The following is a 24017-nucleotide window of genomic DNA, read 5'->3' on the forward strand; positions in this document are numbered from 1 at the left end:
AGTATGACTTCTTTATATGGAAGTCAATCAGCTTAATTTAAGGTTAGCAGATTGATCTTAGGGATACTAACCTCTCCCTATTGAGGTCGATTTAACGTTTAAATGCTGCCATGGTAAGACTGGTTCAGAGAGGTAGCCAAAGTGCGGTCTATATGGTGTCATACTAAATAAGTTAATGATATTTAATGGCTGAATATTAATAGGGGTAACTGAAGATGATTTTTAATATATTTCTTTGCTTGTTCGATGTAAAGTATTAACGAATCTCAATATTAATAAATATAAGGATAAGGGGTTTATGAGTTGTTCTATTTTTAGAGCTTTAGAAGCAAAGATGGCTGTTGAGGCGGATAAAGCTATCCAAAAAAAATGCAGTATTTATCTGAAAAGATAAATGCGCAAGATACGAAAGTATTCTTCAAGCCTAGTAATATACCAATCTCTGAACTTATAGATGTGAAAAAATCTAAAAGAATGGCAGTGTTTACTTTTAAAGTAAAAAAAGGATTTGCAAAGTTCGTTGAAGATGCACTTTCTCAATGTGTGGGTGAGGCAAGATTGGTTTTTTCTTATTGTATCAATCGAGCTGAAGATAAGGATAAAACAAAAGAAAATATTTCTAATTTTATTATGAGGTTGGTGGAGATAAATAATAAGCGTGATGAATGTGCTACAATGGAAGTGTTAATTCAAAATTTATCACATATTAAATTCATGCAGCAAGATGAGTATATAGTTTATGGATCGGTGAATTTTTCTATAAGTTCAGACGCTCCGATGTCGGGAGCCTTTTCACAAAAGTATCCATCTTATGATGAATTGATTTGTGAAAGCAACTCTTGTGGTGAGAATATTTCTGACCTTATGTGGGATTTTATGCTATTGAAATACCCTGATATCCATCCCATATCAATTCCTAAGTATCCAGATGAAAAAATGTTGGACGATATTGTTGATAAAATATATGAGGGTTCTAAAAAGGAATATTCATTAAATGATATTTCTATGCCAGTTATAATAAATACGGAACAACTTGATTTACAACAGGTAATTGATAGTATTTATGAAATTCTTTCTATAGAAAAAGATTTTTTTCAAGATGATCCTAAATTAGAATATTATATCACATATTCCACAGAAACATTGAATTTTTATTTGGGTGCGGCAAAATCAAAAAGTAACTCCCGTATATTAGATAGTCTGTTTGATGAATTGGATAACTTTGTAGAGGAGAAAGTTAATGAGTATCGAAATGTATACATAGACCGAGATGTTGAAATAGAAGTCCGGTTTGATACAAGAAGAGAAGTGCTTTATGAGCCTACCGAAGAAGAAATCTCAAGTTTATCTGATGAAGTTACTGCTGAAGTGGATTCTGAAATTTCTCAGCTAAAAGATGATTTTTTAGAGTCTTTTGACGATGAGTTAAAAAATTTGTTGCATGAGTTGATAATAGAGGAATGTGAAGATAGTTGAATCGCTACTACTTCTCTAGGGAGAAATTTTCATTTTTTACCTCGTAAATAATCAATATCATTGATAACTTTTTACTTTAGTTTGAAATGTGGTTTCTCCAATTTCTCTTAATATTCGGTGATTTTTAGGCGTTTAAAAGATTTGGCTATATCAAGGAAGTTAATAGTATTGCTATTATAGTCGATGCGATTAGATAGTACGGAATCACCAGTAATGGAATTTTCGATTTTGATGGTAATTTAGTAGTGAATTCACATACACGTTATTAACTGATTTTTACTATGGATGGTGGAATTAATCATGCAAGTTTTCTATATATTCACCGATTTGATTTGCTTTGAAAAATTTGGCTATATCAAGGCAGTTAACAGCCTTGTTCTTAGAGTCAACGCCATCAGGTAGTACATATACTTTTCTCCAATCGCCGCCATGTTCAAGCATCAAGCGAAATAAATTTAGCTCATCATTTTCTACGGCAAGCATCAAAGGTGTGTAGTTCATTCCTTTAATGGAGTGTTCTTTATTAACATCGGCTCCTCTATTAATTAACATTCTTGCAATTTGACGTAGCTTTGCGGGAGATTTTGGGTAATTTTTTAACAAAATCTCTTTTAGTTCCTCAAATATTTGTTTATGTCTATCTGATAATTTTGTTCCGTTGCTAATCATGGTTAGTAACTCTTTATTCATTCCTGCAAATATTGGCTTCAATCGATGAATGTTTTCAGGATGAGGATTGTTAATTATTTGGTGAATATCAAAATCTATTTTTTTAATTTTCCCAATCAGTCCTAGTACATGATACAGAGGTGTGATCCAGTCGAGTCCACCTCTTAAGTCAATCTCGATTTTATTCGACATGGATAGAACTTTTTTCACAATATCAGGATTTCCCGTTTCGACTGCCGCGAGTAGCGGAAAATTCATTTTTCTCACGGATACAGCATTTAAAATGTTATCCGAGTGTGCTTTTACTGAAATCATTTCAAAAATACGGCTGTCCATTGGCGAGGTATGATCAGTAAAATCCATTTGTGTTAAGGACATGAGTAGTGGGGAATCGTTTACTTCAGATAAGGCGTTTACAGAAGCTTCTTCGTTGAGAAGTCGAGTGACTTCACTAACGTTGTTATCGGCACATGCGACAATCAGTGGTGTTGTTTTTCTTTGGAGTCCACCCTCTATACCGACAGTTATCTTCTTTTTGTCCAAATTATTAGTTAGCACATCTTCATCATCTATGAGTAAGCCTGCTTTGATTGGATATTCAGGATAAATCACACCCGGGTATGCCAACTCATTAGTGAAGATGTGTGAAAATTTGACTCTTAGATCCGCGATTTCATTGCCAGCAAGTAGCTCAATTTTATTTTTACCATCAACTTCCCGTCTCGCTGGTAGATAGTCTAGTCCAAGCAAGATAGCTGCTGATTTTAGTCGATTAATGAATACCTTATCTGGTCTTTCCTGATATGCTGCAACTAGCAATGCTTCATTCAGGATTACCTCTATCTGATAGTCAGAGTGACCTCTATAAAGTACCTCTTCAAAGGCCCGCTTATATTCGTTGTTCGCAGCTTTTAGCTGGCCATTCAAGACTAAGTGATGAGCATTGAACTGATGATATGCGTATTTTAAGCCGAGCCTCGGGTCAAACTTATCAAGTTCCTGTTTCAACTTAGCTAGGAGCTGCTCAAAATGTGCTTTGTCATTGTTCGATTTTGTTGACTGGCATTTGTTACGTATTTCTTCAAAAATCTGTTTTATATAACGTTTAGCAATTAAGAAATGTTTAGCATTCTGGCTATGTGCCAATTTGAATTCTCTACTCATTGGCTCCCAATCTATCGGAGCATGTTCTTTATCAGGAGAAAAATTTAGAACAAATCTTGAGCATATCACCCCCCACTTGATATTCAGCCATTGTTGTTCTGATATGTGTTTACTGTCTGAATAGAGATTCAACTTCTCAACAAATTTCAAAGAAGGGAGTTCTCTTTGATTTCCCCAAAGGAATACTCGATCTTTTGCTTCCTTAGTGTTCATTAGAGACCACAGCCACTTTCGAGTATCCTCTCTTAGAAGTATTAAATCTATACCGGATGGCATACATAATCGTTCTTTATAGTTATCGATTTGGCCGAAAGCTGAAAGGATTAACATGCTGAAAAAATTAGTTTTCTGAAAAATTTCATTAGCCTGTTCTACGGATAGACCATCTAGAGGATGTTGTTTAATCCATTCAAAATATTCTCTAAAAACAGTTCGTAAAAAGATGGTTGTTCTAGCCCATATCTCATCGCCAAATATTGATCGTATTGGTGCCAAAATGGTCAATTCTTTGAGGTCCTCGAACTCACCAATGTGGATTTCTGTTTTCTTACAAGCATCATCCAGTTTTCTAGCACACTGAGGAGATATGAATGACTTGGTGTCAAAGGCATTTGCTATCTCTCTTAATAGGCTTTGCGCGGTAGGATAAGGCGTTGATCGATTTTTATTAGTAAACCTCATTTTTTATTACCCTTTCGATGTCCTTTCTAAGGTTTTTATAGGCACGACAGTCACTTGGCGTAGATGGTACTGTAATGCGTTTCCCTGTTCTTGAAAATAAACTGCCGTGCTTTTTTCCTTTTGAATATGACCAATGGTGATTTTTGATCAACCAAGAAATGTAATTATGGATATCTTTATCATTGCTAATGCGCTTCATATAGCTCCTTAAACGGGGAGAGAGCGCTCTCCCCATTTTTCGTCAACTTATCTATTGGCCATTTTTCTCTGCCGCACGTTGAGCACGACCAGTAAAGTCGCCCTTAGGAACTTGTCCTCCTTGTTTTTTCGCATTTGAGCTATGAATGCGTGCTGCATCTGTTTTCGTCATTGGTGTTTTTTGCTTAGACATGGGATCTCCTGATGTCTGTTAAGTGGAGATCTGATGATAGGAATTGAGCCTTTTAAGGTAAGCAGGGTAATTGGAGAGAAAATTTTTAATTGATTTTCAGCGGTCAAGTCGTAAGCTTTGCTTAGGTCTTGTCGATACCTGCTGCCCACTATAGCGAACCCGGATGGGATGACTCGAACACTTCTTTAGCTTAGGTTTTTCTGCGACCTCGGCAGTGGGCACCGTTTTCGCGTAATTGGAGAAACTTATGCAAATCAAACGTATTGTCTCAATTTCTACAGTCGAACGGTTAAAGCAAAAAGCGCGAAAGCTGAAGCGAGAGCATGCAATATCTCATACTGAAGCATTAGAAGTTGTTGCTAGAACGATTGGTTTTGATCATTGGCACCAAGTCACTTTAGCGTGTGAGCCTTATCGATTAGCTGATGAAGCATTTTCAAATGGCTGTGTTTTAGCATTTGATCAAAAAGAATCACTTGATGTTGATACTCGTGATGGAAAGCTTGTCAACGATCCAATATTGGGCTTTCTAGCCAAAAACAAACTTACTGAGATTTTCGGCAATTTTGTAGATGAAGACGACCCCCTTGGACGGAGATTTAAGGATACGTTGTCTGCTGAAGAATTAGAGCATGAGGTGCAAGACTATTTTGATTTTGAATTTTTCAGAATAGTTCCTGGTGCTTGTGAGTTTTCGTTGAAAAAGGTCTTGTCATATCTGAAGGACTATACTTCTTGGATGCCGAACTACATCTGGGTCAAGGGTGAGTTAATTGATTGCTTTGACTTACCGTCAGTTTATGATGACGAGGACCTTGTTGAGCTGCGGCTATAGAGGGTAGTGCAAAGATCCGATTGGTCTTAAGCAACTTCACATATATTATTGGTTAAGTTGGTGTAATGGCTGATTTTAGGGGCTGTAATAGTCTGTCAGAAAGACGCAATCTCTCTAAAAGCTTGGGATGAAAGCAGAGCCTAAACTTTGAACGCTGCACTCTAATGTAGAGTTTCCTACTTAAATTGATTGAGTTGTTGGACGGTGACGAAAAAGCAAATCAGAGGTTCCAACTACAATTGTCGAGTTGTTGTCTCAGATAGTTGATTATTGAAACCTATAGTTTCCAACTACAATTGACGTGATCAAATCAATCGGTTATTGACGTATATAGTGCCATTTGGCATTGATTTGAGTTAGCTTGAAGCTTGAGAAGGCGAACCGAAAGGTTCGCCTTTTTGCATTTAGCCCGAAGTGGTCAATTGCCTGCCGCAGGCTTATGCACACGCAGCCTTGTGGCACGATGCAAGTACGTCCGTGTAATCTCGGCGCCAGCTAATTACGTCCCTGTAATTAGCCAGCTCGCCATCCTTGGCTCGCGCTCATGGGCACATCGCTATCACGATATTCGCCATGCTGGCGACGGCCACAAGTCCGCATGTGCTGTTAAATGTCGGCGTACATCCGCATGCTAAGCGTTAACTGTAGGTAATTTGATGTGTAACAAGCACATTAACTGCAGTACGTCAGGTCAAAATTTCGCTTTTTCCTATTGTGCTCAATAAGATGTGAGCATAAATTAAACGAAAAGTTTTCATGGAAAACGACATGATGTCATCCAATATACTGTTGGGCGCAATAATCGAACGGAGACAATATGAATTATCCTGAACCACAAGATCAGTCATCGCGCTGGTGGCTATGGCCACTGCTGCCGTTCGCAGCTTTTATAGGGGCAGGCATTGGAGCATTCTTATTGACTCTATTTCAATGGTTCGGATTGAAAATGCAGGGAGGATTTAGCGAAGATGGATGGTATTTTTTGTACATACTACCCATTATCTCGTCAGCTGCATTTGGATGGCTATTCGCATATATAACGCTTTATCTTGCTCCAAAAGGCAAGGTAATAGCTGCATCGGTATTAGTAGCAATTCTTGGCGCCTTCTCAGTATTCGGACTTCTTTTTATGTGGCTAAGCCCTCAGCGCGAAGTAGCCGAAGCTGTACAGGCCACAATTAGCTCAGTCGCAACAGTATCTGCTGCAATTGCAACCATTGTTACGCAAAAGAATGAGTTTGAATAAGTCGCGCCAAACAAGGCGCTTAATGCGTAGACTTTGTCTTCTCGGACGCCGTTTTGCGACGCCCATTAGCTAATTCGTTATGCCCTAATAGGAGAAATAAGCAAAAGTGGAATACTTAGTTTATGAATTTCCTGACTATGCTGAACGAGTAATTGACATTCTGTTGGAGGAAAACTGGCTTGTTCATTCGTTTCCTTTAAGTAATGATGCGGATATTTTTAACCCATCTGTATACTTGTATAACACAGACACTAATGGGTTAGAGTACACAATTCATTTGGATCTCAATATATATCAATACATATTGAATGCATTCAAGAAAGAGAAGAAAAATTCCTTACATAGAAGTGCTATCGCTTTGGTGGTTTTTGCTAAACTTACAAATATTAAATTTGACCCAACAATCGCAATCTATGAAAAACTGAACTATAGAAATCAATGTCCAGATGAATTAATTGATGATTTAACTTTATTTCGTCAAATTGACAACGCTAAAATGGAAAATTTAGCAGAATTTGCTCTAAGCTTTACTGACGCAATTAAACTTCCAGAGCCTGCTTATATAGACCGTTCTCAGTTAAAAACGAAACTTACAGAGTTTCGCAGATTAAAAAAATGGGACACTCTTTATGTTCTCGTGATGAAGTTAACGGCGTTGTACTTCTTTGAGACCCGGTTATCGAATGAAGATAAGCTGGAGGCATTTTGGTGTTGGTGTCATGAAGAGTTCTTGTTTTCATTAGTTGCGACTTGTCTAGCTATTAAGATGTTTGGTAAGCAGCCCACACCAAAGCTAATGAAATACGCACCAAAATGTTCTGCTGAAAAAAACAAACAGAACTTAGTCAATATGACTTGGGATTTGTTCTTGTTAGACAAATTCTTTGAAAACTGGGTGAAAAAACCAGATGACCAAGAGTTTATCTATGCTAGTAATGACAAGCCACTACAGGAAGTCCTAAAAACAGCAATTAAGATACAAAAAGAGGGCACAGTCGTTAATTTAACGCAAGACTTGTCACCTTCATTAATCTCATTATTTACGGCTACGTTTGATCAAGTTGCATCAGAGCACGAACGACGCATTTTGAATGTGAAAGACTTTCAATCGTTTCGTGATGATATGATCATGCACTATGAGAACGCTTTAGAAGTGCGGGCATAACAAACAAATTAAGAGTATTTAGCACGCGTGGCATTTTTAGCATGCGTTAGTTTTTGGAACGGAAGTGCTATGCGGAGGCTTGGTCATTGCGTGCCTCACACCTTAATTGGGCGTTAATCCATAGAAATTTTATCCGAAATCGACTTAATACATCGGACGTCCTAACGGGCTTTTCTCCAACAGCTGTTTTTTGAATGGCGTTGTAATAGCCCCCGATTAAAACGGACACTCATTAGTTAAGCGATAGGCTTAGACCTATCTTTAAGGAGTGTCTATGGAACGTATTGAAATTATTACTGGCGAACAACGTCGCCGTCGTTATACTCCGCAAGAAAAAGCAAAGTTCGTTGCCATGACTATGCAGCCGGGCTATTCGGTTTCGCTGGTTGCCAGGCAAAACGGCATAACCCCGAGTCTATTGTTTAAGTGGAAAAAGCTCATGCAAGATGGTGGTATGTCTGCTATCCAGTCTGGTGACGAAGTCGTCAGTGCTGCAGACCATAAGGCGCTTCAAAAGAAAGTGAAACAGCTTGAGCAGTTGCTCGGCCGTAAAACGATGGAAACCGAAATTCTAAAAGAGGCGCTGGAGATAGCTCAGTCAAAAAAGTTGATATCGCGCATGCCATTGCTACCACCGGACGATTCCCTGTCCTCCGAGTAGCTGCGGCTCTTGGCGTGTCGCGTTCGAACTTATACCAACGTTTGTCCGTGCGCCGAGAAGGCCGCTCAGTACGCTACAACAAGGCTGATGATGCGCTGTTATTGCCGTTAATAATCGACCTCTGCGAGGAGCGTGGAAGCAACGGCTATCGCCGGATTACTGCGCATTTAAATCGCCAGTTGAAAGCAGAGCAGCATGTAATTACACGAGTGAATCCCAAACGCGTCTATCGCCTGATGCAACAAAACAACTTGCTGTTACGCAAACATACCGGTCGTGTAAGTGAGCACCGCGCTCATGACGGTCAGGTTATTACGTTGCACCCAAACACTCGCTGGTGCTCAGACGGCTTTGAAATAACGTGCTGGAACAAAGAAAAAGTGCGCGTGGCATTTAGCTTAGATTGCTGTGATCGTGAAATTATGAGTTATGTAGCCACAACGACGGGTATCCGCGCTGACATGGTTCAAGACATTTTGGTTGAAAGCATGGAACAGCGCTTCGGAGATGTCCGAGAGTTGCCACATACCGTGGAATGGTTAACCGATAATGGCAGTTGTTATATCGCCGAAGAAACACGGCAGTTCGCGAAGTCACTCGGTTTTAAGGTGTGCACGACGCCAGTTAGAAGCCCGCAAAGCAATGGCATGGCAGAAGCTTTCGTGAAGACGTTTAAACGAGATTATGTATACCTGAATGACCGTCCAGACGCAGCCACGGTGCTTGCAAAGCTCGCTGAATGGTTTGACGATTACAACAATTACCACCCACACAGTGGATTGAAAATGATGTCACCTAGAGAGTATCGAGCTCTCAAAGTGGCGAGTTAAACTGTCCGTTTTAGTGGGGGCAACTACAGGCGTCCGCTCATTCTGTGACCTCGCAAACACCGCCGTTGATTCCAATCCTTTAAGATTAGACAAAATTAATACTCGGTCACGAGTAATAACAATGGGGATGAGCAGATGGATTGGGAAGCATTTTTAGCGGCAGGTGCACTTTCAGTATTGCTGGCATTGGTGTTGTTGTCAGTGGGTTCTTGGGTAGGCAGTTGGTTGATTGACCAATTCCGTTTTTCTGCGCTGCATCGTCCATCTAGTCGCCAGTAACTCCCGCTTTTGTCATCAGGCCGAATAGAAAGCTACAAAATATTCTTCGGCACAATTCTGCGTAATTTCACCCCGATGCGCTTGGATAAACTCTCGGTGCTGTCGGGGTTAAAGTCTTTGGTGATCTGCCAAGCGTTGTCGGCGTCCATCTCTTTGAGCATCGAGGCTTTCATGTCTTGAGTGATCGCGGCTGAGTCAATTACTGTGATGCTTTCGGTGTTCAGGTTGGCGCTGCGGGGATCAAAGTTGTAGGTGCCAATCACTGTGATATGGTCATCAATGGTCATGGTTTTAGCATGCAGACCAAAGATGGGCACGGTTGCCGAGCGTTTGTACATATGCTCAGACATCACCTTTTGCCTGATTTTGGCATCGGGTTTGAATTCATACACTTCTACCCCAGTTGCCAGCAATGCGGCTCTATTGCGTTGATAACCGCTAAACGCTTCTAAGTTGTCGTTCGAGGCCAAGCTGTTGGTGAGGATTTTAATGTTGATCCCTCGCTGCACCAGTTTGCGCAGAAATGCGCGGTCGCTTTTGGTGGTGATCAAGTAGGGCGTTTGAATCACTATGCTGTTGCTGGCGCTTTCTGCCAGTTCCACCAATTTCGCATTGGTAATACTTCCGCCGCCGAGAAAATGGCTGCGGTCATTCTTACCCGGTAGGTCAGCAATATATTCCACCTTATCAACGAATAAAAACTTCCCGTCAGCGGCAAGCTGTTTAAAGGTGGCGGGTACATCTTCAATTTCGGCGCGAATTTCAGGGCTAAAATTGGCCGGATTGCAGGCGTAGGAATGTAGCCGCGAAAACTCTGGATTGGCAGGGGCGGGCAGCTTATCGAACAGCGTGGCGATGGACACGCTGAGCTTGCTTTGCCAATACTGCTCAAAAGAGCTTTCCACCGCGTGAACAGCTTTGCCGGCCAGAAAAACATCACGGTCTCTGAAATTATATTCGTGGTCAAAGCCAAAATACTCGTCGGCAATATTGCGGCCACCGGTGATGGCAATCTGCTGATCAACCAAAAACACCTTGTTGTGCATCCGCTGGTTGATGCCGTGAAAATCGGTCAGCAGCCCAGTCGCCTTTTGGAAAATGTTCTTACCCAAATTCACGTTCGGGTTATAGATTTTAATTTCGATATTTTTATGGGCGTTGAGCATCAATAACTCATCGCCGCGCGCTTCCAGCATGATGTCATCCACCAACACCCGCACCTTGACGCCGCGCTCAGCCGCCCGCACTAAATAGTCAGTCGCAATCAAACCCACGTTATCAATGGAAAAGATAAAGTATTGTACGTCGATAGTTTTCTCCGCCCGCTCGGCCAGCCAAGCGCGCGACATCATCGCCTCTGTGCCTTGCTCCAACACATAAACCCCGGTCTTGTGCTGCATTTCTTCGGCGTAGGGCGCAGTAAATTGAGCGAGCGTTTCGGTAGGTCGGGGTTGCTGCAGCGCACAATAGTCACGGTCGGATAACGGCACACTGTCGGGCGCAGCAGCACAGCCTGCGGCAAGCAGCAACAGAGAAGCGAAAACGATATTGATGCAGGTTTTGTTCGACATAAGTGCAGATAATAAAAAACTATTTATCGTGGAATTAAGTAACATACTCGTTGGCGCAACCGATGTCACCGTTATGGTGAAGCGTTAACAGCCCTAACTGACATTTCAGCAGCAAACAACCAAGCATAACGCTCAACGATGGGCGCGAACGACCGGAGGCAAAGTGAGCAACATCTATCTGTTTGACTGGGGCGATACGCTGATGGTCGATTTTGTTGAGCAGCAGGGAAAAATGTGTGATTGGCCCACGGTAGCGCTAGTCGATGGTGCGTTAGATGTGCTGAAGCAGCTTGCAGAGCACCACCCAATTTACGTCGCAACCAATGCAGCCGATTCAGTTGAAGCAGATATTCAATTAGCCTTTGAGCGCGTGGGGTTAGCACCCTACATTGCCGGATATTTTTGCAAAGCCAACCTCGGTATTGGCAAAGGAACGCCAGCGTTTTTTCACAAGATCCTCAACACGCTGAATGTTGAACCTGAGGCCGTGATCATGGTGGGCGATAGCTTCGACAACGACATCGCTCCAGCGCTACAAGCAGGTATCAATGCGATTTGGTTTAATCCAAAGCAGCTCCACCTTGATACCGCCACGCCAGTGCATCAGATAAGCCACTTGTCACAGCTTTGCAGGTAACCACTTTGCCGTTAACTACTTTGCCATTAACTACTTTGCCATTGCTCTCCAAACTTCGATGCGGGTTTGCTTCAAAGTAAGTTCGATAATTTGGTTAGATTTTCGGCGGCTTAACTTACCTCACACCGAGTTTTGGCTCAGCGATTTCAGGTATTCCGACGGTGTTTGTGCGGTAGTTTTTTTAAAGCTGGCGCTGAAATAAGACAGATTGCTAAAGCCGCTGAGATGTGCCGCGACTTTGATGCTGTTGCCATTTTGCAGCAGCAGTTTGGCTTGATTAATCCGATGTTCGCGCAACAAGGCTGAGGGGGATTTAGCAAAACAGTGCTGGGTTTTGCGGTGTAAGGTGCGCTCGGTGCAGTTCAGTAGCTGAGCTAACTGGGTCACGTTAAAGTTTTCCTCCGCATAATGTTGGTTTAGCGCCCGTTGAAATTTCTCTTCAAAGTCCAAGTCGGCTTCCGGTTCTACTAGCGTGTCCGGTTTGGTTAGCAGCTGTTGTTGGAATTGAATATCTGGCATTTGCTGTAGCTGATGATGCAGTTGGTTTAACGCGCGCTGTAATTTCTTACTGCAACTGTTGACCGCCACCGGGTCATCTTGCCGTTGTTGCAACTGCTCTAACTGTTGCTGCATTAGCGTCAATGGTATTTGCAGTTCAATACTAAGCTGCTGCACTAAGCGCTGTCGATTGACGATTTCGGTACTCAAGCTGGCGGTGCGTTCTGCCACTTGTTGTTCAAGCTCGCTGGTACGCTGATTTTTCTGCTGCATTAATGCCACGTAGTACTGCTCATTGAGCGCTAATGCCTGCTCCTTTTGATTCAACTCCGCATGAAACGCATCAATGACTTCGCGATGATAGCGGTCAAATACATGGTGGCTTTGCAGATAGCGGCGGCAGAACACCCCCGCTAACAGGTAGCCCGTTAGCCAACGTATTCGCTGCCAGAGGTTTTCACCTTGAAACTGAAACTCCAGCCGTGAGTAACCCAGTTGCCCCTCGCTCCCCAGTTGATCGGTCTCGATGCGGCCAGTTGCATTTTGATAGCCAAACAGCTCCAGCGTGCCGATGTAACAGCCAAGGTTTTGCTCAGTGATTGTGTGGTTGTGAATCACCCCCGGCAGATACTTGAGTTCGACACAGCCGCCGCTGCAGCTGAAGTGCGACAGCAACACGGCTTTGGTTTGGTTGAACTGACGATTGATTTTATCGACCAGCCGTACGCTGTGCTCTGGCCCGAGCAGATGTAAGAATGCCGCCATAACGTGGTTGCTGTTGGCGGGCATATTCTTGACCGTATGGCGGCCAATTTCAAAGGCGTTGTAAGGCAGCTTGCCGAGGTTGCTAAAGATTTTGCTGTTGAGCCACGAGGGCACCCAATGGCGGCCATTGGTGAGGTATTCGTAGCTGATCGGCTGGCCATCCATCTGGTAACACGGCGATGGGCTGAGGTTGGCGCCAAGCACATCGGCAAACAAGCGCTCAATGTCGGCGCTATCGCCGTATTGGCGAATATAATCGACCATCGCGGCGTAATTACGGCAGCAAACTTTAGGCGAATTATCTCCAGCAAAATCAATCATTAACCTTATTCCACCAGTCGCTGTTATTGTTTGGGAGGATTATAAAAAATCGGATGTTGTTATCGTTACTCAATATCAGACAAGCGCTTGCGAATTTCGGACAAATCAGCAGAAAGCGGGCCACGATGGTACTTTTAAGTTGTTAGCTCGATTACAACAGAAGATATCCATCGCTGTTTCTATTAGATACGATGTCTGCATCTGCTCGGTTAGCTTCAGGTACCGCGTAAATCTGTAACGGTAAAACGCAGTTGCCTGCCCCCACGCCAAACTCAACACCGTATTAAACGCTCTGCTAACAGTGCGAGGGGATTGGCACTTTTTATCGAAACAGACCACAATAGCGCCCGCGCCGCAAAGCATAGGTGATGTGTGCTGGCAATCTGGTGTTGACGCTTCAATGTCGAAGCGAGAAAGAGCTAAAGAGAGAAAGAGAACGATTATGGCTAAATCGGCTAAACCTGCGATGAACCCTGTGGCAAAGGGCAAGCCTGCCGGCAAAAAGCCGAACAAGCCAACGCAGCCAGCATTAACATCAGCCAAAAAAACGGGTGATAAAGTAACTGGAAAGGCCAGCACTTCATCAAACCTCAAGTTTGAAGTGATGCAAGGTGTTGCAGGGTTGCACCCGCGTAATCGCCATCAAGGCAGTTACGATTTTACCGCATTGGTAACCGCCGAGCCTGCCCTTAAATCGTTTGTGACCCAAAACCCTCATGGGCAAGACACTATTCCCTTTGCCAATCCTGAGGCGGTAAAGCTACTCAACAAGGCGTTGCTGGCGCATCATTACGCAGTGCGCCAATGGGATATTCCTGCGGGGTTTTTATGTCCGCCCATTCCCGGTCGTGCTGACTATATTCATCGGCTCGCAGCCTTGCTGTATGCCGATTGCCCCTCATTGCAACAAGCCCCTGTGCGGCTGTTAGATATTGGCGTGGGGGCGAACTGTATCTACCCGATTATTGCCGCGGTGGAGTATGGCTGGCGCGTGGTGGGCAGCGATATTGATCCCGTGTCGGTCAAAAACGCGCAACTGATTGCCCGCAGTAATCCTGTGCTCGGGCAACAGATTGAATGCCGTTTACAGCAACGGCCGCAAGCGATTTTCAGCGGTATCATTGCCGAGGGTGAGCGTTATGCGGTGACCAGTTGTAATCCGCCATTTCACAGTTCGCTGGCAGAAGCGCAGCAGGGCACCCAACGCAAATTAGCCAATCTGCAGAAAAATCAGCAGCAACGCGGTTCAAAAGCTGCAACGCATTCTACGCCAATGGCGGCCAATGCAGGGAAAGCCGCACTTAATTTCGGTGGTCAAAAAGCCGAGTTATGGTGCCCAGGTGGTGAAGCGGCCTTCCTGAAAAATATGGCCTTTGAAAGTGCCCAATATGCCAAGCAAGTGCTGTGGTTTAGCAGCTTAATCTCCAAAAATGACAATGTGCGCTGGATGCGAAAGCAGCTTGAAAAAGCCGGAGCTGTAGAAGCTAAGGTGGTTGAAATGGCGCAAGGGCAAAAGATCAGCCGCTTTATCGCCTGGAGTTTTTTAAACCAAGCACAACGGCAGCAGTGGTGTGCTCAGCCCTGAATGTTGGCGCTGGCTGTTGCCGCCGCTATTGGTGTGATTCCAAATGGCCAAAGCTGGGGTGAGCTTGGTGCCAATTTATCGCAGTATCTCATTGATATTCATCTCAAATAAATCTTCATTAAGCGTTTGCTGAACTATCGATATATAAAAGATTACACATAGCTCGAGGCTCGGCTAAAATAGCGCTGTGTGGGGGCGTCCGCGCGAGTGGCGCGAGACAACAATGATGAATTTGGCCGTTCTACGGAGAGATAGCATGACAAAGCAAAAGCAGGTATTGGCGCTAAGTTTGGGGGCTGCGCTGATGATGGGTTCTATGCACGCCAGTGCCGCAACAGAGACAATTGAATTGCGCGCTGCGGGTAGCTTAAAGGCGGCGATGACAGAAATTGTGAACAGTTATCAAGCTGAGACCAACCATGCGGTGGCAATGCAATTTGGCCCATCTGGCTTACTGCGTAAGCGCATCGAAGAGGGCGAAAAAGTTGACCTGTTCGCTTCTGCTAACATGAAGCACCCAGAAGCACTTGTCGCGGCCAATAAAGGCGACAAAGTCTCCATGTTTGCCCGCAATGAACTGTGCGCACTGGCGCAACAGAACGTGCCCTTGACCAGTGAAAACTTGCTCGACACCCTGCTCGATCCACAAATTAAGTTGGGCACTTCTACGCCAAAATCAGACCCTGCCGGTGACTATGCGTGGATGTTGTTTGCCAAGGCAGAAGCGGTAAAAGCGAATGCACAAGCGGCGTTAGAGCAAAAGGCGTTGAAACTGACAGGTGACAAAACCAGTGCTAAAGCACCGGAAGGTCGTAACCCTTATGGTTGGGTGATGGAAAACAAACGTGCTGATGTGTTTCTTACCTATTGCACCAACGCTAAGTTAGCCCAGAAACAAGTCCCCGATTTGAAGATTGTGGCAATCCCACCAGCGCTCGCAGTGGGCGCTAATTATGGTTTGCTGGTGTTGAAAGACGCTAATCCAAACACGCAAGCCTTGGCGAATTATATTCTGTCTGACAAAGGTCAGGCGATTTTGGCCAGCTACGGTTTTAAACAACCTTAAGTCTTGTTTAGCTCGGTGTGATTAACGTGGTGAGGCGAACAATCGGTTCGCCTCTTTTTTTGGCTTCGCTGGGTGGTGCTGGTCAACGCGGCGCTTACCAACAAATATTTGCGGCAATTGCTGGTGTCATGCAGCACAGAGTCTATTCTCAATAAGACAGTGTGATTACGTAAGTCTTTGGCATTACAGTGGCTAAGTTATCCTTGCCATCTGTGCCGAGCCGCAAGGGCAAGTATGGATAACACCACGTTATTAATACAGTTGATCTTTGTTACTGGCCTGAACGGGCTACTCACCTTTGTGTTTATTTCTAAACAACTCAACCATTATGTCAGCCTTTATTGGCGCATCTCGGCCATTCTGCTGTTTTGTTCAACCTGCTTTTTTGCCTGGCTCGAGCATTATCTCAGCGCCTTTGTTATCGTTTTTTCTCACTATCTGTTTTTTTTGAGCATCATGTTTCAGCTGTCGGCGGCAGTGTACTTTGAAATCAGCCGCAAACTGTTCACTAAAATTGAGCTGGTGCTGCTGTCTGCTGTGTTCATCGCGGGTTTTGGGTGGTTTAGCTATGTCGACGAAGATTTTAAATCGCGGATTGTGGTCATCTGGACAATGTTGGCACTGCTGGGGACGTATGCCATCTATTTTGTGTTTGTAAAACATCGGCAACCGACAACTAAAGCCGTGGGGATCTGGATTCTATTTGGCTTGACCGTATGCCTGCATCTCGTGGGGGCATTACTCACGTTAAATGATGCTACCGCGGTGTCACTCTACAAAAGCGGCTTATTAAACACCATTGCGCTGGTGTATTTGGGGATGTACATCATCACCTTTTTTGTGGGGATGCAGCATGCCACTATTCGCGCGCAAACGTTTCAGCTGCAACAAGAAAAAGATCGCACGGCGCACCTGTTTGAGTTTCTCCATGCTACCGCTCAAGACCTTGAGTTTTCGAGTCTTTACGCCTCTATTGAAAATATTTTGCAGAGTTCCTTTAACGTGGGTACTGGGGCAATTTTTATTCGTGATGAAGCGGTTAGCGGCATTTTCAACATGAGTTACTGCTTTGATGAACTGGGGTTGCCGATTGAAAAATTTAAGTCGGTCAGCAATAACATGGGGCTTGCTGGCGCGGCGATTGCGCAAGGACGGGCGATTAAGGTGAGCGTTGATCAATATCACCAGTATGTCGACCCGGCCATTGTGCAGCAATTTAAAGCCAAAGGGGTGACTCATTTGGTCAGTATCCCGTTAATCGTTGGCGAGCAAGCGCTGGGCGCGGTCACCATTATTTACTCGGCTCATCGGCCGATTAACCAGCTGTTTGACATTGAATTTTTCTCGTATCTCGGTGAGCAGATCGCCTTGGTGATCAACAATGCTGTGCTTTATAAAAAGGTGACCTATTTAGCCACCACAGATCCATTGACCGGCTTGTTTAACCGCCGACGCTTTAAAGAGTTGGTGAAATTAGAACAAAACCGCATGAAGCGGCAGCAACGATGCTTCACCATTGCCTTACTGGATATTGACCACTTTAAATCGATCAACGACAGCTTTGGTCATGATAGTGGTGACAAGGTGCTGCAGGCGGTTGCTGCCATGCTGAAACAAACCTGTCGTGAAGCGGATTCTATTTGTCGTTGGGGCGGCGAGGAGTTTGTGGTGTTACTGGTGGAAACCGGCTTAAGTGAAGCCAATGTGGTGGCGGAGCGGATTCGGCAAGAGTGTTCAGCCCTGCAGGTGTCAGGCTTAGCGCAGCGGACGGTAACCGTAAGTATTGGGTTGGCTGAGTTGCGGCCAAGTGATCTGTCAGTCGAAGATTTGATTAATCGCGCTGATAAAGCCTTGTATCAAGCGAAGGCGCGTGGCCGCAATTGTGTGGTGAGCGACTTAGCCGGTTAAGCTAAGTCTTGGCGGCTTACCAAAGAAAAAGGCGAACCAAAAATGGTTCGCCTTTTTGCATATCAACAAGCGCTTAGCTCACGTTTCTAGGGTACTTTGAAATCAAAACGTGGGTGACATGCAATACATGAGTTTTTAGATGGCTGGTGAACTTGGTGACACTTAGCACAATCTGTTTGAGTACCTTCGTGACGGTTGTTGTGCACGTTGGTAGGTTTCATGTCTTTGGTTTTTTGAGCCAGTTTTTCAGGGTTATGACATTTTTGACATTTTGTCATTGGCACTGCTTCACGTGGTGTTGCATCACCGTGGCAAGAAGCACATTTGATGCCTTTTGCGAAGTGAGTTTGGTCCAGTAAAGTATCGCCTTTTGCCATAGTGCTACCAGCAAATACAGTCAATGCTGCAGCAAGTACGATGTTGAATAATTTGAAATTCTTCATTTTGTCTTTTCCATTTATCTTATTCGGTAAAACGCGCCTAGCGACTAGGCGCCCCGTCTGCTAACGCTGTTAATTACAGCTTTGCAACGTATTTGCCAGCCAAGTAGCCGAAGGTGTAGCAACGACCCAGTGACAAACCGAACACAGTCAACGGATAGTCAACGCCGCCGTAGAAGCCCGCTGCCATGTTACCGATGATGAACAGACCTGGAATTTCTTTACCGTCTGCATCCAGTGCTTGGTGATGTTTGTTAACCAACATACCTGAACACAGAGTAGATACGCGCATACGGCGATGGATACCGTAGAAAGGAGGCTTAACTACAGGCACCATCAGTTTAGATGGCTTACCGAAGTCTTCGTCCTTACCTTTTGCACACAGTTCGTTATAACGTTTAACGTTAGCAACGAAAGTCTTAGGATCACATTCCAACTTAACTGCCAGCTCTTCCAGAGTGTCAGCTTTGTAAGTGTTGGTCAGTGATGGGTAAACACCTTTCTTCTCACCTGGTTCTTCAGGCATGTACACTTTGATTTCTTCTGGGCTGTACAGGTGACCTGGCCAATCTTTAGCAGTGGTCATGTAGTCAGCGTCAAATACTTGAGAGTAGTGACCAGCGTTTACTGGGTCTTTCAAGTAGTTGTTCATCAGTGACATTTCAACTTTTTCGTTAACGAAACGTTCACCTTTGCGGTTCAAAGTCAGGAATGGCATGTCGCACATTGATGCTGGACCTGCGTCGAAGTCGTGCAGCATTTTAGTGTGGCCAACAGGTTCGATAACACCACCTGCCCAGTATGCCATTGCAAAACCATCGCCCATACGATCTTGTTGTTTACGTTCAAACACTTTCAGATCAGGGATGAAGAAGTCACACATTGCCTTGTTGTTTTGGTAGTCACCAGCAGACAAGATAACGCCTTTCTTCGACAGGAATTTGTGGTATTTACCATTGATATCTTGAGCGATAACACCCAGGATTTTGCCTGATTTGTCTTGGATCAGTTGCTTAGCTGGAGTTTGGTAGAAGAATTTAACGCCAGCTTTCTCGGCAGTTTTTGCCAGAGCGCGCATACCATCACCAGTGGTGTATGGTTTTGGACCGCAGAAAGAAGTCACAAAGTTCAGACGGTCGCCTTTTTCAGCAATACCGTGAATACCGTGTTGTGGACCAGTACCTTGGTCAACAATTTGGCCGCCGCTTTGTTTAGCACGGTCGATAACCCAAGATACAGCTTCACCTGAGTTGTAAGCCCATTCTCTCAGCAGTTCAGGGCTTGAACGGTGTTGGTTATCTGCCATCAGGCGGTTAACCAGTGCTTCAACAGCAGACTTGTCACTGTTTTTCAGGTCGATACCTGAACCAGTGTTACCTTGTGAAACAGCCATTGCTTGTTTTTGCAATACAGCAACGCTTGCGCCTTGTTCACGAGCTGACAGTGCAGCTGGAACACCTGATGCACCAGCACCTACAACCACAACGTCAAACGTTTGGGTTGAAGCGATTTCTGCATCAGAGATTTCGATTGGTTTTGGCAGGAAGCTAACAGTAGCGCCACCAATTTCCCCAAATTGTTGGCATGGTACTGGTGCTGCTTCTGCAGTACCTACAAGACCACCAAGTGCTAAGCCACCGGTACCCATTGCTGCACGGGTAAGGAAGCTACGGCGTGAAAGACCGTTTTGCAGGACACTGGCGGTGTATGGATCGAGCTGCTTTTGTTTCTCATTACTCATTTTTTTATACTCCTCTACTCATTTTTTATTCCAACAAACAGCACTAAATCTCAACACCACGATGCGTTCGCTTAGCACAGGTTATTGGCAATAACCGCATTTGATATACTGGTTTATTAGGCGTACTTGAGGCTGCATAGCATCGTTCAAATCCCACACCAGCCATCGTTAAAATGAAATATATGACATATGACGTATAGCAAAAAGTATTGAAGTTATTGTCTTTGCAGTGCTTCGCAAAACATCTGAAAGTGAGAGCAGTAGTTCAAATTTTTTTGTTATGTTTTGTGAATATAAAAAAATAAAGAATGGGTCACAGAAAAGCGGGTTATTGTGGCGATAGTGAAGAATAAATTTGTGATTTATCTACCAATTTTCTGGAAAATTATAGTTAACAAAGGTGCTGAGTTTTACGAAAAACAGCCTTATTAGCAGCAATTAAATTAAATAAAGGTGGTTTTTATCGGGATTTTTGGAGGCGAAAAGGCTATTTGAAGTGAATGGTCTTTTTTGCCGTGGAATTATTTTGCAGAGTTTGTGATCTTATTCTCAAATGGTTTTTCCTAATATAAATGAATTAAGAAGCTACTCATTTTTTCAGATGATGAATTAATAAATTACGATAAAGTAAATACTAAATAAGTGGCGATCAAATTATTACTGAACGCCGAATCTTATTATTTCAATGATGCGGGCTTACTGAACAACGGGTTGTAGGTTGAGCCTGAGCTGTTCAAAGAACGCCACTACCCGGTTACGACCTTCAGACTTGGCGTTGTACATGGCAAGGTCGGTATCGTGCATCAAGATTTCGAGAGAGTAGCCTGAGATGAAGGTTTCAGAAACACCAAAGCTAGCCGTGATGGTATGGCTGCTATCAACATTGGCATCTTCTATCTGTTCAAAACAGCCACGTAACCGCTCAGCAACTTCAACCGCTTGTTGTTGGCTGGTATTAGGCAGGATGATACAAAACTCCTCACCACCAATCCGGCCCATAATATCTTCTGGACGACAGTGCTGCTTCGCCACCTCAGCAACACTTTTTAGCGCTGCATCACCGGCACCGTGACCTTGGGTGTCATTGAGCTGTTTAAAATAGTCTAAGTCGAACATGATGCAACTGACTCGCTGGCGCTGACCTAACGCGTGCTTCAGTAACTTGTGCGCTTCATGAGTGAAATGGCGGCGGTTAAACACCCCTGTTAAGCCATCGCGTTGAGCCAATAGGCGGAAATGACGCTGCGAGCGGCGTGATTGCACAATGATGAGTATCAGCATGGCAATCACACAGAACAGCGCAATAAGAATATCGCGCCGTCCGCGACTTTCATTTTCAATCAATTGTTGTTGCAGTTGCAGCAGCTTATTTTGTTGGTCGAGCAGCTCAATGCGGTTTTGCTGCTCTATGCTTTGATGTTGGGCCAATTGGAAAGCAAGTGATTTTGCTTGGATGTCATCAACATAGGTTTTATCTGCCTCGGCATATTTTTTATAAGCTTCGAGCGCGGCAGTCGTGCCGTTAACATGCACATAATATTCATACAGGGCTCTATAGGTTCTCACCGCTGATTGGTAGCTCTGGCCCTGCGCTACCAGTGGCGCTGCGAGTTCGCCGTACTTTTTAACTACATCCCATTGTTCTAACTTTACGGCAGCTTCGGCTATTAACGAGTAATAAAGTCCTTTTAATGGGGTGTAGCGGGTATTTTCTATCTGCGGTAATTGCTGAGTGAGCAGTGACATCGCAGCCTGATAATTCTGCTCTTTAAGCAAGCTTCTAATTTTAAAGTTATTGATGAGTCCAATTATCACGGCTTCATTGGCTTGCTGACATTTTTCAATGCCCTTAGCAAATAAATCGCTGTTGGAGCTTAGGTTATTCAAGCCGAATGCGGCTTCAACCTCAAAATGTGCTGCCGCACATTGGCCGCGCAGTGTCGTCGTCGTACTTTTCAATTGTTGACTGTAATCTAGGCCCAGTTGGTACTGGCCTAGAGAATTGTAAAAAGTTGCTGCGACCATGAGTAATTGATCTTTTAGTTTGGAATTGGTTATTTGCTTCGAACTTATTATTAATACACCCAATTGCTCAAGGCCAGCTTTCCAATCTTGTGTAAAACTATAGGCATTAACTAAGGTCAAACGGGATCTGAGTTTGATTTCCTCTGGTGCTTCGGATTCGATGAGTTGTTCATATCCCGCAATGGCTTCTTTAATTTGACCGCGAATAATTTTTCGATACAACTCAAAGTATTGGAAAGATGCCTGTTCATATGCAGACATTTCAGAAAAGTGTTGTTGCAGGTTGTCTAATATAGTGGAGAATTTTTGGATATCGCTGGTGCGTATCTTGTCAGCTTCGTTTAGCTGTTGCTGGTAATCACTGGCGTAAGCGCAAGAGAGCGACATCAGTGCGACAACTGTCGCACTGATGGTATTGAGCACTAACTTACGCAATCTTGAGCGATGCATTTTTAGTATCAGTGTCATCTTCTTTTGGTTGCTCACCTTGTTCGTCTTCGTCTGGCTCAGCGGGTGCTAAGAAACAAACAATATCTGTATTGATTTTCAGTTCTTCGGCAAAACTTGCTGCATCGTTATTTAACAAAGCTGCGATCTGCTGAGGTTCAAAACCTGCTGCCAAAGCCGCTTGTGCCAATGCTTCTGGTTGTTGCAGTGATACGTCAGCGCCAACTTGAGCTAAAAAGTTAACTAGTTTGTTATTCATTGTATTTTCTCTCTTTTGTTGAATGGTATTACATTGTTGTCTTGCTTAGAAATATTTGTTGCTTGTTGCTGTAAGATTTTTAGCCGTTGCCGCATCTGGATATTAGGCACCAGTGATTTTTCTGGTGGGATAACCAGCGTGGTGTGCTGGTTAATTTCCGCTTGCAGTAAGGCTTTCAGCGGCAACTGCTCCATTCTTGGTTGCATCAATGGCATGGTGGCGGCTTCATAGAGCCAGCAGTTATGCTCAAGGGAGTAATCTTCTGCCAGTAGTTCTAGCAGTAAGCGGCGTTCGGCAACGCCAGTAGTGCCAATGCCCATACTGAGATCGCCGGCCAAACCAATCTGCCACAATACCAGCATGGCACTCGGGTCGATGCGGCGCTGATACAGCATAAATTGGCTGGTTTCATAGTGTTGGCAGCCTTGTTTGCCGGGGTCCATACCTAAGTCGGCATAGAGGCAGGCTTCCGCAGAAATGCCCGGCACCATAGTGGCGTCAAAGCCTAGAGCGCGTGTTTGTTCAATGGCTTGATGTGCTGGTTTAACAAATACGCCGGGGTGACCATAAAATGCAGCCACCACCTTTTTATTTTGCTGCACGGCGGTAACAATCGTTTGCACCATCTCTTTATAGGTTTTATGGCGCGATTTATCCTTGCCATAAAGTGATTGCAGGCTGTGCACATTGGGGTTGAGCTGCTCGAGCCATTTTTCCACAAAGCCATCCGACATGGCGCTAAATACGATGTCGGCATTTTCAATGTGGCTGCGACTGATCGGACAGATATGCGCCCCGAGCATCATACCGACGCCGACGCAAGTGAGAGAACCTTTAGTGGTGGCTGTCATTGACACTCCTTAAAAAGATTAAGTGTTAGATAGCCTTGAAGCTGCTGAGCTTTGCCCTCAATAGCTCGAAAGTTACTGAACCCCATGCGTTTATTCAGCCTTAGTGCGGCGAGATTCTGTGAATCGAATGTGCCGACAAGTTGCTTTAACTCGAGTTGTTCGCTGCAGTATCTAATTACACGAGGAACGACTTCATCCGCCACCCGTTTTCGGTGAGCTCTTCGGAGCAGAATTATGCCAATCTCAGCTTGTTGTTTGGCTTTAATGTCTGCGATACCTACAACACCTAGCGCTTGTTCCAGTTGTTCTATTACCCAAAAAAAACAATAGGGTGCTTTACGATACATTGTTTTCAATGTGGTATTAAACGCTGCAATAGCGTCATGCTCACTTAGCGCTGGCCCTATATGGCGCATTAACTCTTTATCGCAATAAAGCGATTGAAACAGTGTCGCATCCTGCTCTGCTAATGGCCTTAAGGTAAACCGTTCAGTTTGCAATAGCAT

The 24017-nt window shown here is 44.2% G+C and carries 21 protein-coding genes; 10 read left to right on the forward strand and 11 right to left on the reverse strand.

Annotated features, from left to right (window positions below; translation table 11 throughout):
* Nucleotides 1-369 precede the first annotated feature (369 nt).
* Complete coding sequence (locus JYB87_RS04285) at nucleotides 370-1476, forward strand: hypothetical protein (protein WP_207355677.1); 1107 nt, start codon at nucleotides 370-372, stop codon at nucleotides 1474-1476.
* Nucleotides 1477-1770: 294 nt separating this feature from the next.
* Here the strand turns inward: JYB87_RS04285 and JYB87_RS04290 are convergent, their stop codons facing one another.
* From JYB87_RS04290 to JYB87_RS04300, 3 genes are read right to left on the reverse strand one after another with little or no spacing between them, the layout of a single operon-like run.
* A complete protein-coding gene (locus JYB87_RS04290) occupies nucleotides 1771-3990 on the reverse strand; it encodes an ankyrin repeat domain-containing protein (protein WP_207355678.1) in 2220 nt (739 codons plus the stop codon).
* Nucleotides 3977-4189, reverse strand: coding sequence for a hypothetical protein (locus JYB87_RS04295; protein ID WP_207355679.1), 213 nt, complete (start codon nucleotides 4187-4189; stop codon nucleotides 3977-3979). Before JYB87_RS04295 ends, JYB87_RS04290 begins: the two co-directional genes overlap by 14 nt.
* A gap of 51 nt (nucleotides 4190-4240) precedes the next feature.
* On the reverse strand, nucleotides 4241-4381 hold the full coding sequence (locus tag JYB87_RS04300; protein ID WP_207355680.1) for a hypothetical protein: 141 nt from the start codon (nucleotides 4379-4381) through the stop codon (nucleotides 4241-4243).
* Nucleotides 4382-4628: 247 nt separating this feature from the next.
* On the opposite strand from JYB87_RS04300, the gene JYB87_RS04305 reads away from it, so the two are divergent.
* The 5 genes from JYB87_RS04305 (at nucleotide 4629) to JYB87_RS04325 (ending at nucleotide 9397) form a co-directional block, all read left to right on the forward strand.
* Nucleotides 4629-5216 (forward strand): glyoxalase superfamily protein, encoded by a 588-nt coding sequence (locus tag JYB87_RS04305; RefSeq protein WP_207355681.1) that lies wholly within the window; start codon nucleotides 4629-4631, stop codon nucleotides 5214-5216.
* 817 nt (nucleotides 5217-6033) lie between these two features.
* Entirely contained in the window at nucleotides 6034-6462 is a 429-nt protein-coding gene (locus tag JYB87_RS04310) for a hypothetical protein (RefSeq protein ID WP_207355682.1), read from the forward strand.
* A 106-nt stretch (nucleotides 6463-6568) separates the two neighbouring features.
* Complete coding sequence (locus JYB87_RS04315; protein WP_207355683.1) at nucleotides 6569-7627, forward strand: hypothetical protein; 1059 nt, start codon at nucleotides 6569-6571, stop codon at nucleotides 7625-7627.
* Between the two features lie 274 nt (nucleotides 7628-7901).
* Nucleotides 7902-9118 (forward strand): IS3 family transposase gene (locus tag JYB87_RS04320; RefSeq protein ID WP_407695816.1). Its coding sequence is split into 2 segments (ribosomal slippage): nucleotides 7902-8217 and nucleotides 8217-9118, totalling 1218 coding nucleotides; the frame shifts between segments, so codons are not numbered across the junction.
* A 135-nt stretch (nucleotides 9119-9253) separates the two neighbouring features.
* Entirely contained in the window at nucleotides 9254-9397 is a 144-nt protein-coding gene (locus tag JYB87_RS04325; RefSeq protein ID WP_207355684.1) for a hypothetical protein, read from the forward strand.
* A 32-nt stretch (nucleotides 9398-9429) separates the two neighbouring features.
* Here JYB87_RS04325 and JYB87_RS04330 read toward each other — a convergent pair whose 3' ends face one another.
* The gene (locus JYB87_RS04330; RefSeq protein ID WP_207355685.1) at nucleotides 9430-10968 is read right to left on the reverse strand and encodes a phospholipase D family protein; all 1539 of its coding nucleotides are present in this window, start codon (nucleotides 10966-10968) and stop codon (nucleotides 9430-9432) included.
* 163 nt (nucleotides 10969-11131) lie between these two features.
* Between JYB87_RS04330 and JYB87_RS04335 the strand changes: the two genes are divergently transcribed.
* Nucleotides 11132-11605 carry an HAD family hydrolase gene (locus JYB87_RS04335; RefSeq protein WP_207355686.1) on the forward strand — a complete coding sequence of 158 codons (474 nt, stop codon included), beginning with the start codon at nucleotides 11132-11134 and terminating at the stop codon, nucleotides 11603-11605.
* Between the two features lie 120 nt (nucleotides 11606-11725).
* Here the strand turns inward: JYB87_RS04335 and JYB87_RS04340 are convergent, their stop codons facing one another.
* Nucleotides 11726-13189 carry a helix-turn-helix transcriptional regulator gene (locus JYB87_RS04340; protein ID WP_207355687.1) on the reverse strand — a complete coding sequence of 488 codons (1464 nt, stop codon included), beginning with the start codon at nucleotides 13187-13189 and terminating at the stop codon, nucleotides 11726-11728.
* Between the two features lie 442 nt (nucleotides 13190-13631).
* Here JYB87_RS04340 and rlmF point away from each other — a divergent pair, with 442 nt between their 5' ends.
* The 3 genes from rlmF to JYB87_RS04355 all read left to right on the forward strand — a co-directional run bounded on the left by rlmF (nucleotide 13632) and on the right by JYB87_RS04355 (nucleotide 17748).
* Nucleotides 13632-14774 carry a 23S rRNA (adenine(1618)-N(6))-methyltransferase RlmF gene (gene rlmF, locus JYB87_RS04345; protein WP_228729943.1) on the forward strand — a complete coding sequence of 381 codons (1143 nt, stop codon included), beginning with the start codon at nucleotides 13632-13634 and terminating at the stop codon, nucleotides 14772-14774.
* A gap of 256 nt (nucleotides 14775-15030) precedes the next feature.
* Nucleotides 15031-15840, forward strand: a complete 810-nt coding sequence (locus JYB87_RS04350) for a molybdate ABC transporter substrate-binding protein (RefSeq protein ID WP_207355688.1) — start codon at nucleotides 15031-15033, stop codon at nucleotides 15838-15840.
* 234 nt (nucleotides 15841-16074) lie between these two features.
* Nucleotides 16075-17748 carry a sensor domain-containing diguanylate cyclase gene (locus tag JYB87_RS04355; protein WP_207355689.1) on the forward strand — a complete coding sequence of 558 codons (1674 nt, stop codon included), beginning with the start codon at nucleotides 16075-16077 and terminating at the stop codon, nucleotides 17746-17748.
* Nucleotides 17749-17834: 86 nt separating this feature from the next.
* Here the strand turns inward: JYB87_RS04355 and JYB87_RS04360 are convergent, their stop codons facing one another.
* The 6 genes from JYB87_RS04360 to JYB87_RS04385 all read right to left on the reverse strand — a co-directional run bounded on the left by JYB87_RS04360 (nucleotide 17835) and on the right by JYB87_RS04385 (nucleotide 24017).
* Nucleotides 17835-18191, reverse strand: a complete 357-nt coding sequence (locus JYB87_RS04360; RefSeq protein WP_207355690.1) for a cytochrome c3 family protein — start codon at nucleotides 18189-18191, stop codon at nucleotides 17835-17837.
* Nucleotides 18192-18264: 73 nt separating this feature from the next.
* A complete protein-coding gene (locus JYB87_RS04365) occupies nucleotides 18265-19929 on the reverse strand; it encodes an FAD-dependent oxidoreductase (RefSeq protein WP_207355691.1) in 1665 nt (554 codons plus the stop codon).
* A gap of 696 nt (nucleotides 19930-20625) precedes the next feature.
* Nucleotides 20626-22404: a tetratricopeptide repeat-containing diguanylate cyclase gene (locus JYB87_RS04370; RefSeq protein WP_207355692.1), complete on the reverse strand. Its 1779-nt coding sequence runs from the start codon at nucleotides 22402-22404 to the stop codon at nucleotides 20626-20628.
* Complete coding sequence (locus JYB87_RS04375; protein WP_207355693.1) at nucleotides 22382-22660, reverse strand: hypothetical protein; 279 nt, start codon at nucleotides 22658-22660, stop codon at nucleotides 22382-22384. The genes JYB87_RS04370 and JYB87_RS04375 overlap by 23 nt, the downstream gene beginning before the upstream one ends.
* Complete coding sequence (locus JYB87_RS04380) at nucleotides 22657-23511, reverse strand: SAM-dependent methyltransferase (RefSeq protein WP_207355694.1); 855 nt, start codon at nucleotides 23509-23511, stop codon at nucleotides 22657-22659. The genes JYB87_RS04375 and JYB87_RS04380 overlap by 4 nt, the downstream gene beginning before the upstream one ends.
* The gene (locus JYB87_RS04385; RefSeq protein WP_207355695.1) at nucleotides 23508-24017 is read right to left on the reverse strand and encodes a GNAT family N-acetyltransferase; all 510 of its coding nucleotides are present in this window, start codon (nucleotides 24015-24017) and stop codon (nucleotides 23508-23510) included. Before JYB87_RS04385 ends, JYB87_RS04380 begins: the two co-directional genes overlap by 4 nt.

Source organism: Shewanella avicenniae, from assembly GCF_017354945.1.
Classification (GTDB): domain Bacteria; phylum Pseudomonadota; class Gammaproteobacteria; order Enterobacterales; family Shewanellaceae; genus Shewanella; species Shewanella avicenniae.

Excerpts from the sequence above, each read along its gene's own strand:
- JYB87_RS04355 (WP_207355689.1), top strand. The coding sequence starts at position 16,075 with ATGGATAACACCACGTTATTAATACAGTTGATCTTTGTTACTGGCCTG.
- JYB87_RS04330 (WP_207355685.1), bottom strand. The coding sequence starts at position 10,968 with ATGTCGAACAAAACCTGCATCAATATCGTTTTCGCTTCTCTGTTGCTG.
- JYB87_RS04340 (WP_207355687.1), bottom strand. The coding sequence starts at position 13,189 with ATGATTGATTTTGCTGGAGATAATTCGCCTAAAGTTTGCTGCCGTAAT.
- JYB87_RS04380 (WP_207355694.1), bottom strand. The coding sequence starts at position 23,511 with ATGACAGCCACCACTAAAGGTTCTCTCACTTGCGTCGGCGTCGGTATG.
- JYB87_RS04285 (WP_207355677.1), top strand. The coding sequence starts at position 370 with ATGCAGTATTTATCTGAAAAGATAAATGCGCAAGATACGAAAGTATTC.
- JYB87_RS04350 (WP_207355688.1), top strand. The coding sequence starts at position 15,031 with ATGACAAAGCAAAAGCAGGTATTGGCGCTAAGTTTGGGGGCTGCGCTG.
- JYB87_RS04290 (WP_207355678.1), bottom strand. The coding sequence starts at position 3,990 with ATGAGGTTTACTAATAAAAATCGATCAACGCCTTATCCTACCGCGCAA.
- JYB87_RS04370 (WP_207355692.1), bottom strand. The coding sequence starts at position 22,404 with ATGCATCGCTCAAGATTGCGTAAGTTAGTGCTCAATACCATCAGTGCG.
- JYB87_RS04295 (WP_207355679.1), bottom strand. The coding sequence starts at position 4,189 with ATGAAGCGCATTAGCAATGATAAAGATATCCATAATTACATTTCTTGG.
- JYB87_RS04375 (WP_207355693.1), bottom strand. The coding sequence starts at position 22,660 with ATGAATAACAAACTAGTTAACTTTTTAGCTCAAGTTGGCGCTGACGTA.
- JYB87_RS04385 (WP_207355695.1), bottom strand. The coding sequence starts at position 24,017 with ATGCTATTGCAAACTGAACGGTTTACCTTAAGGCCATTAGCAGAGCAG.
- JYB87_RS04310 (WP_207355682.1), top strand. The coding sequence starts at position 6,034 with ATGAATTATCCTGAACCACAAGATCAGTCATCGCGCTGGTGGCTATGG.
- JYB87_RS04325 (WP_207355684.1), top strand. The coding sequence starts at position 9,254 with ATGGATTGGGAAGCATTTTTAGCGGCAGGTGCACTTTCAGTATTGCTG.
- JYB87_RS04360 (WP_207355690.1), bottom strand. The coding sequence starts at position 18,191 with ATGAAGAATTTCAAATTATTCAACATCGTACTTGCTGCAGCATTGACT.
- JYB87_RS04305 (WP_207355681.1), top strand. The coding sequence starts at position 4,629 with ATGCAAATCAAACGTATTGTCTCAATTTCTACAGTCGAACGGTTAAAG.
- JYB87_RS04300 (WP_207355680.1), bottom strand. The coding sequence starts at position 4,381 with ATGTCTAAGCAAAAAACACCAATGACGAAAACAGATGCAGCACGCATT.
- JYB87_RS04365 (WP_207355691.1), bottom strand. The coding sequence starts at position 19,929 with ATGAGTAATGAGAAACAAAAGCAGCTCGATCCATACACCGCCAGTGTC.
- rlmF (WP_228729943.1), top strand. The coding sequence starts at position 13,632 with ATGGCTAAATCGGCTAAACCTGCGATGAACCCTGTGGCAAAGGGCAAG.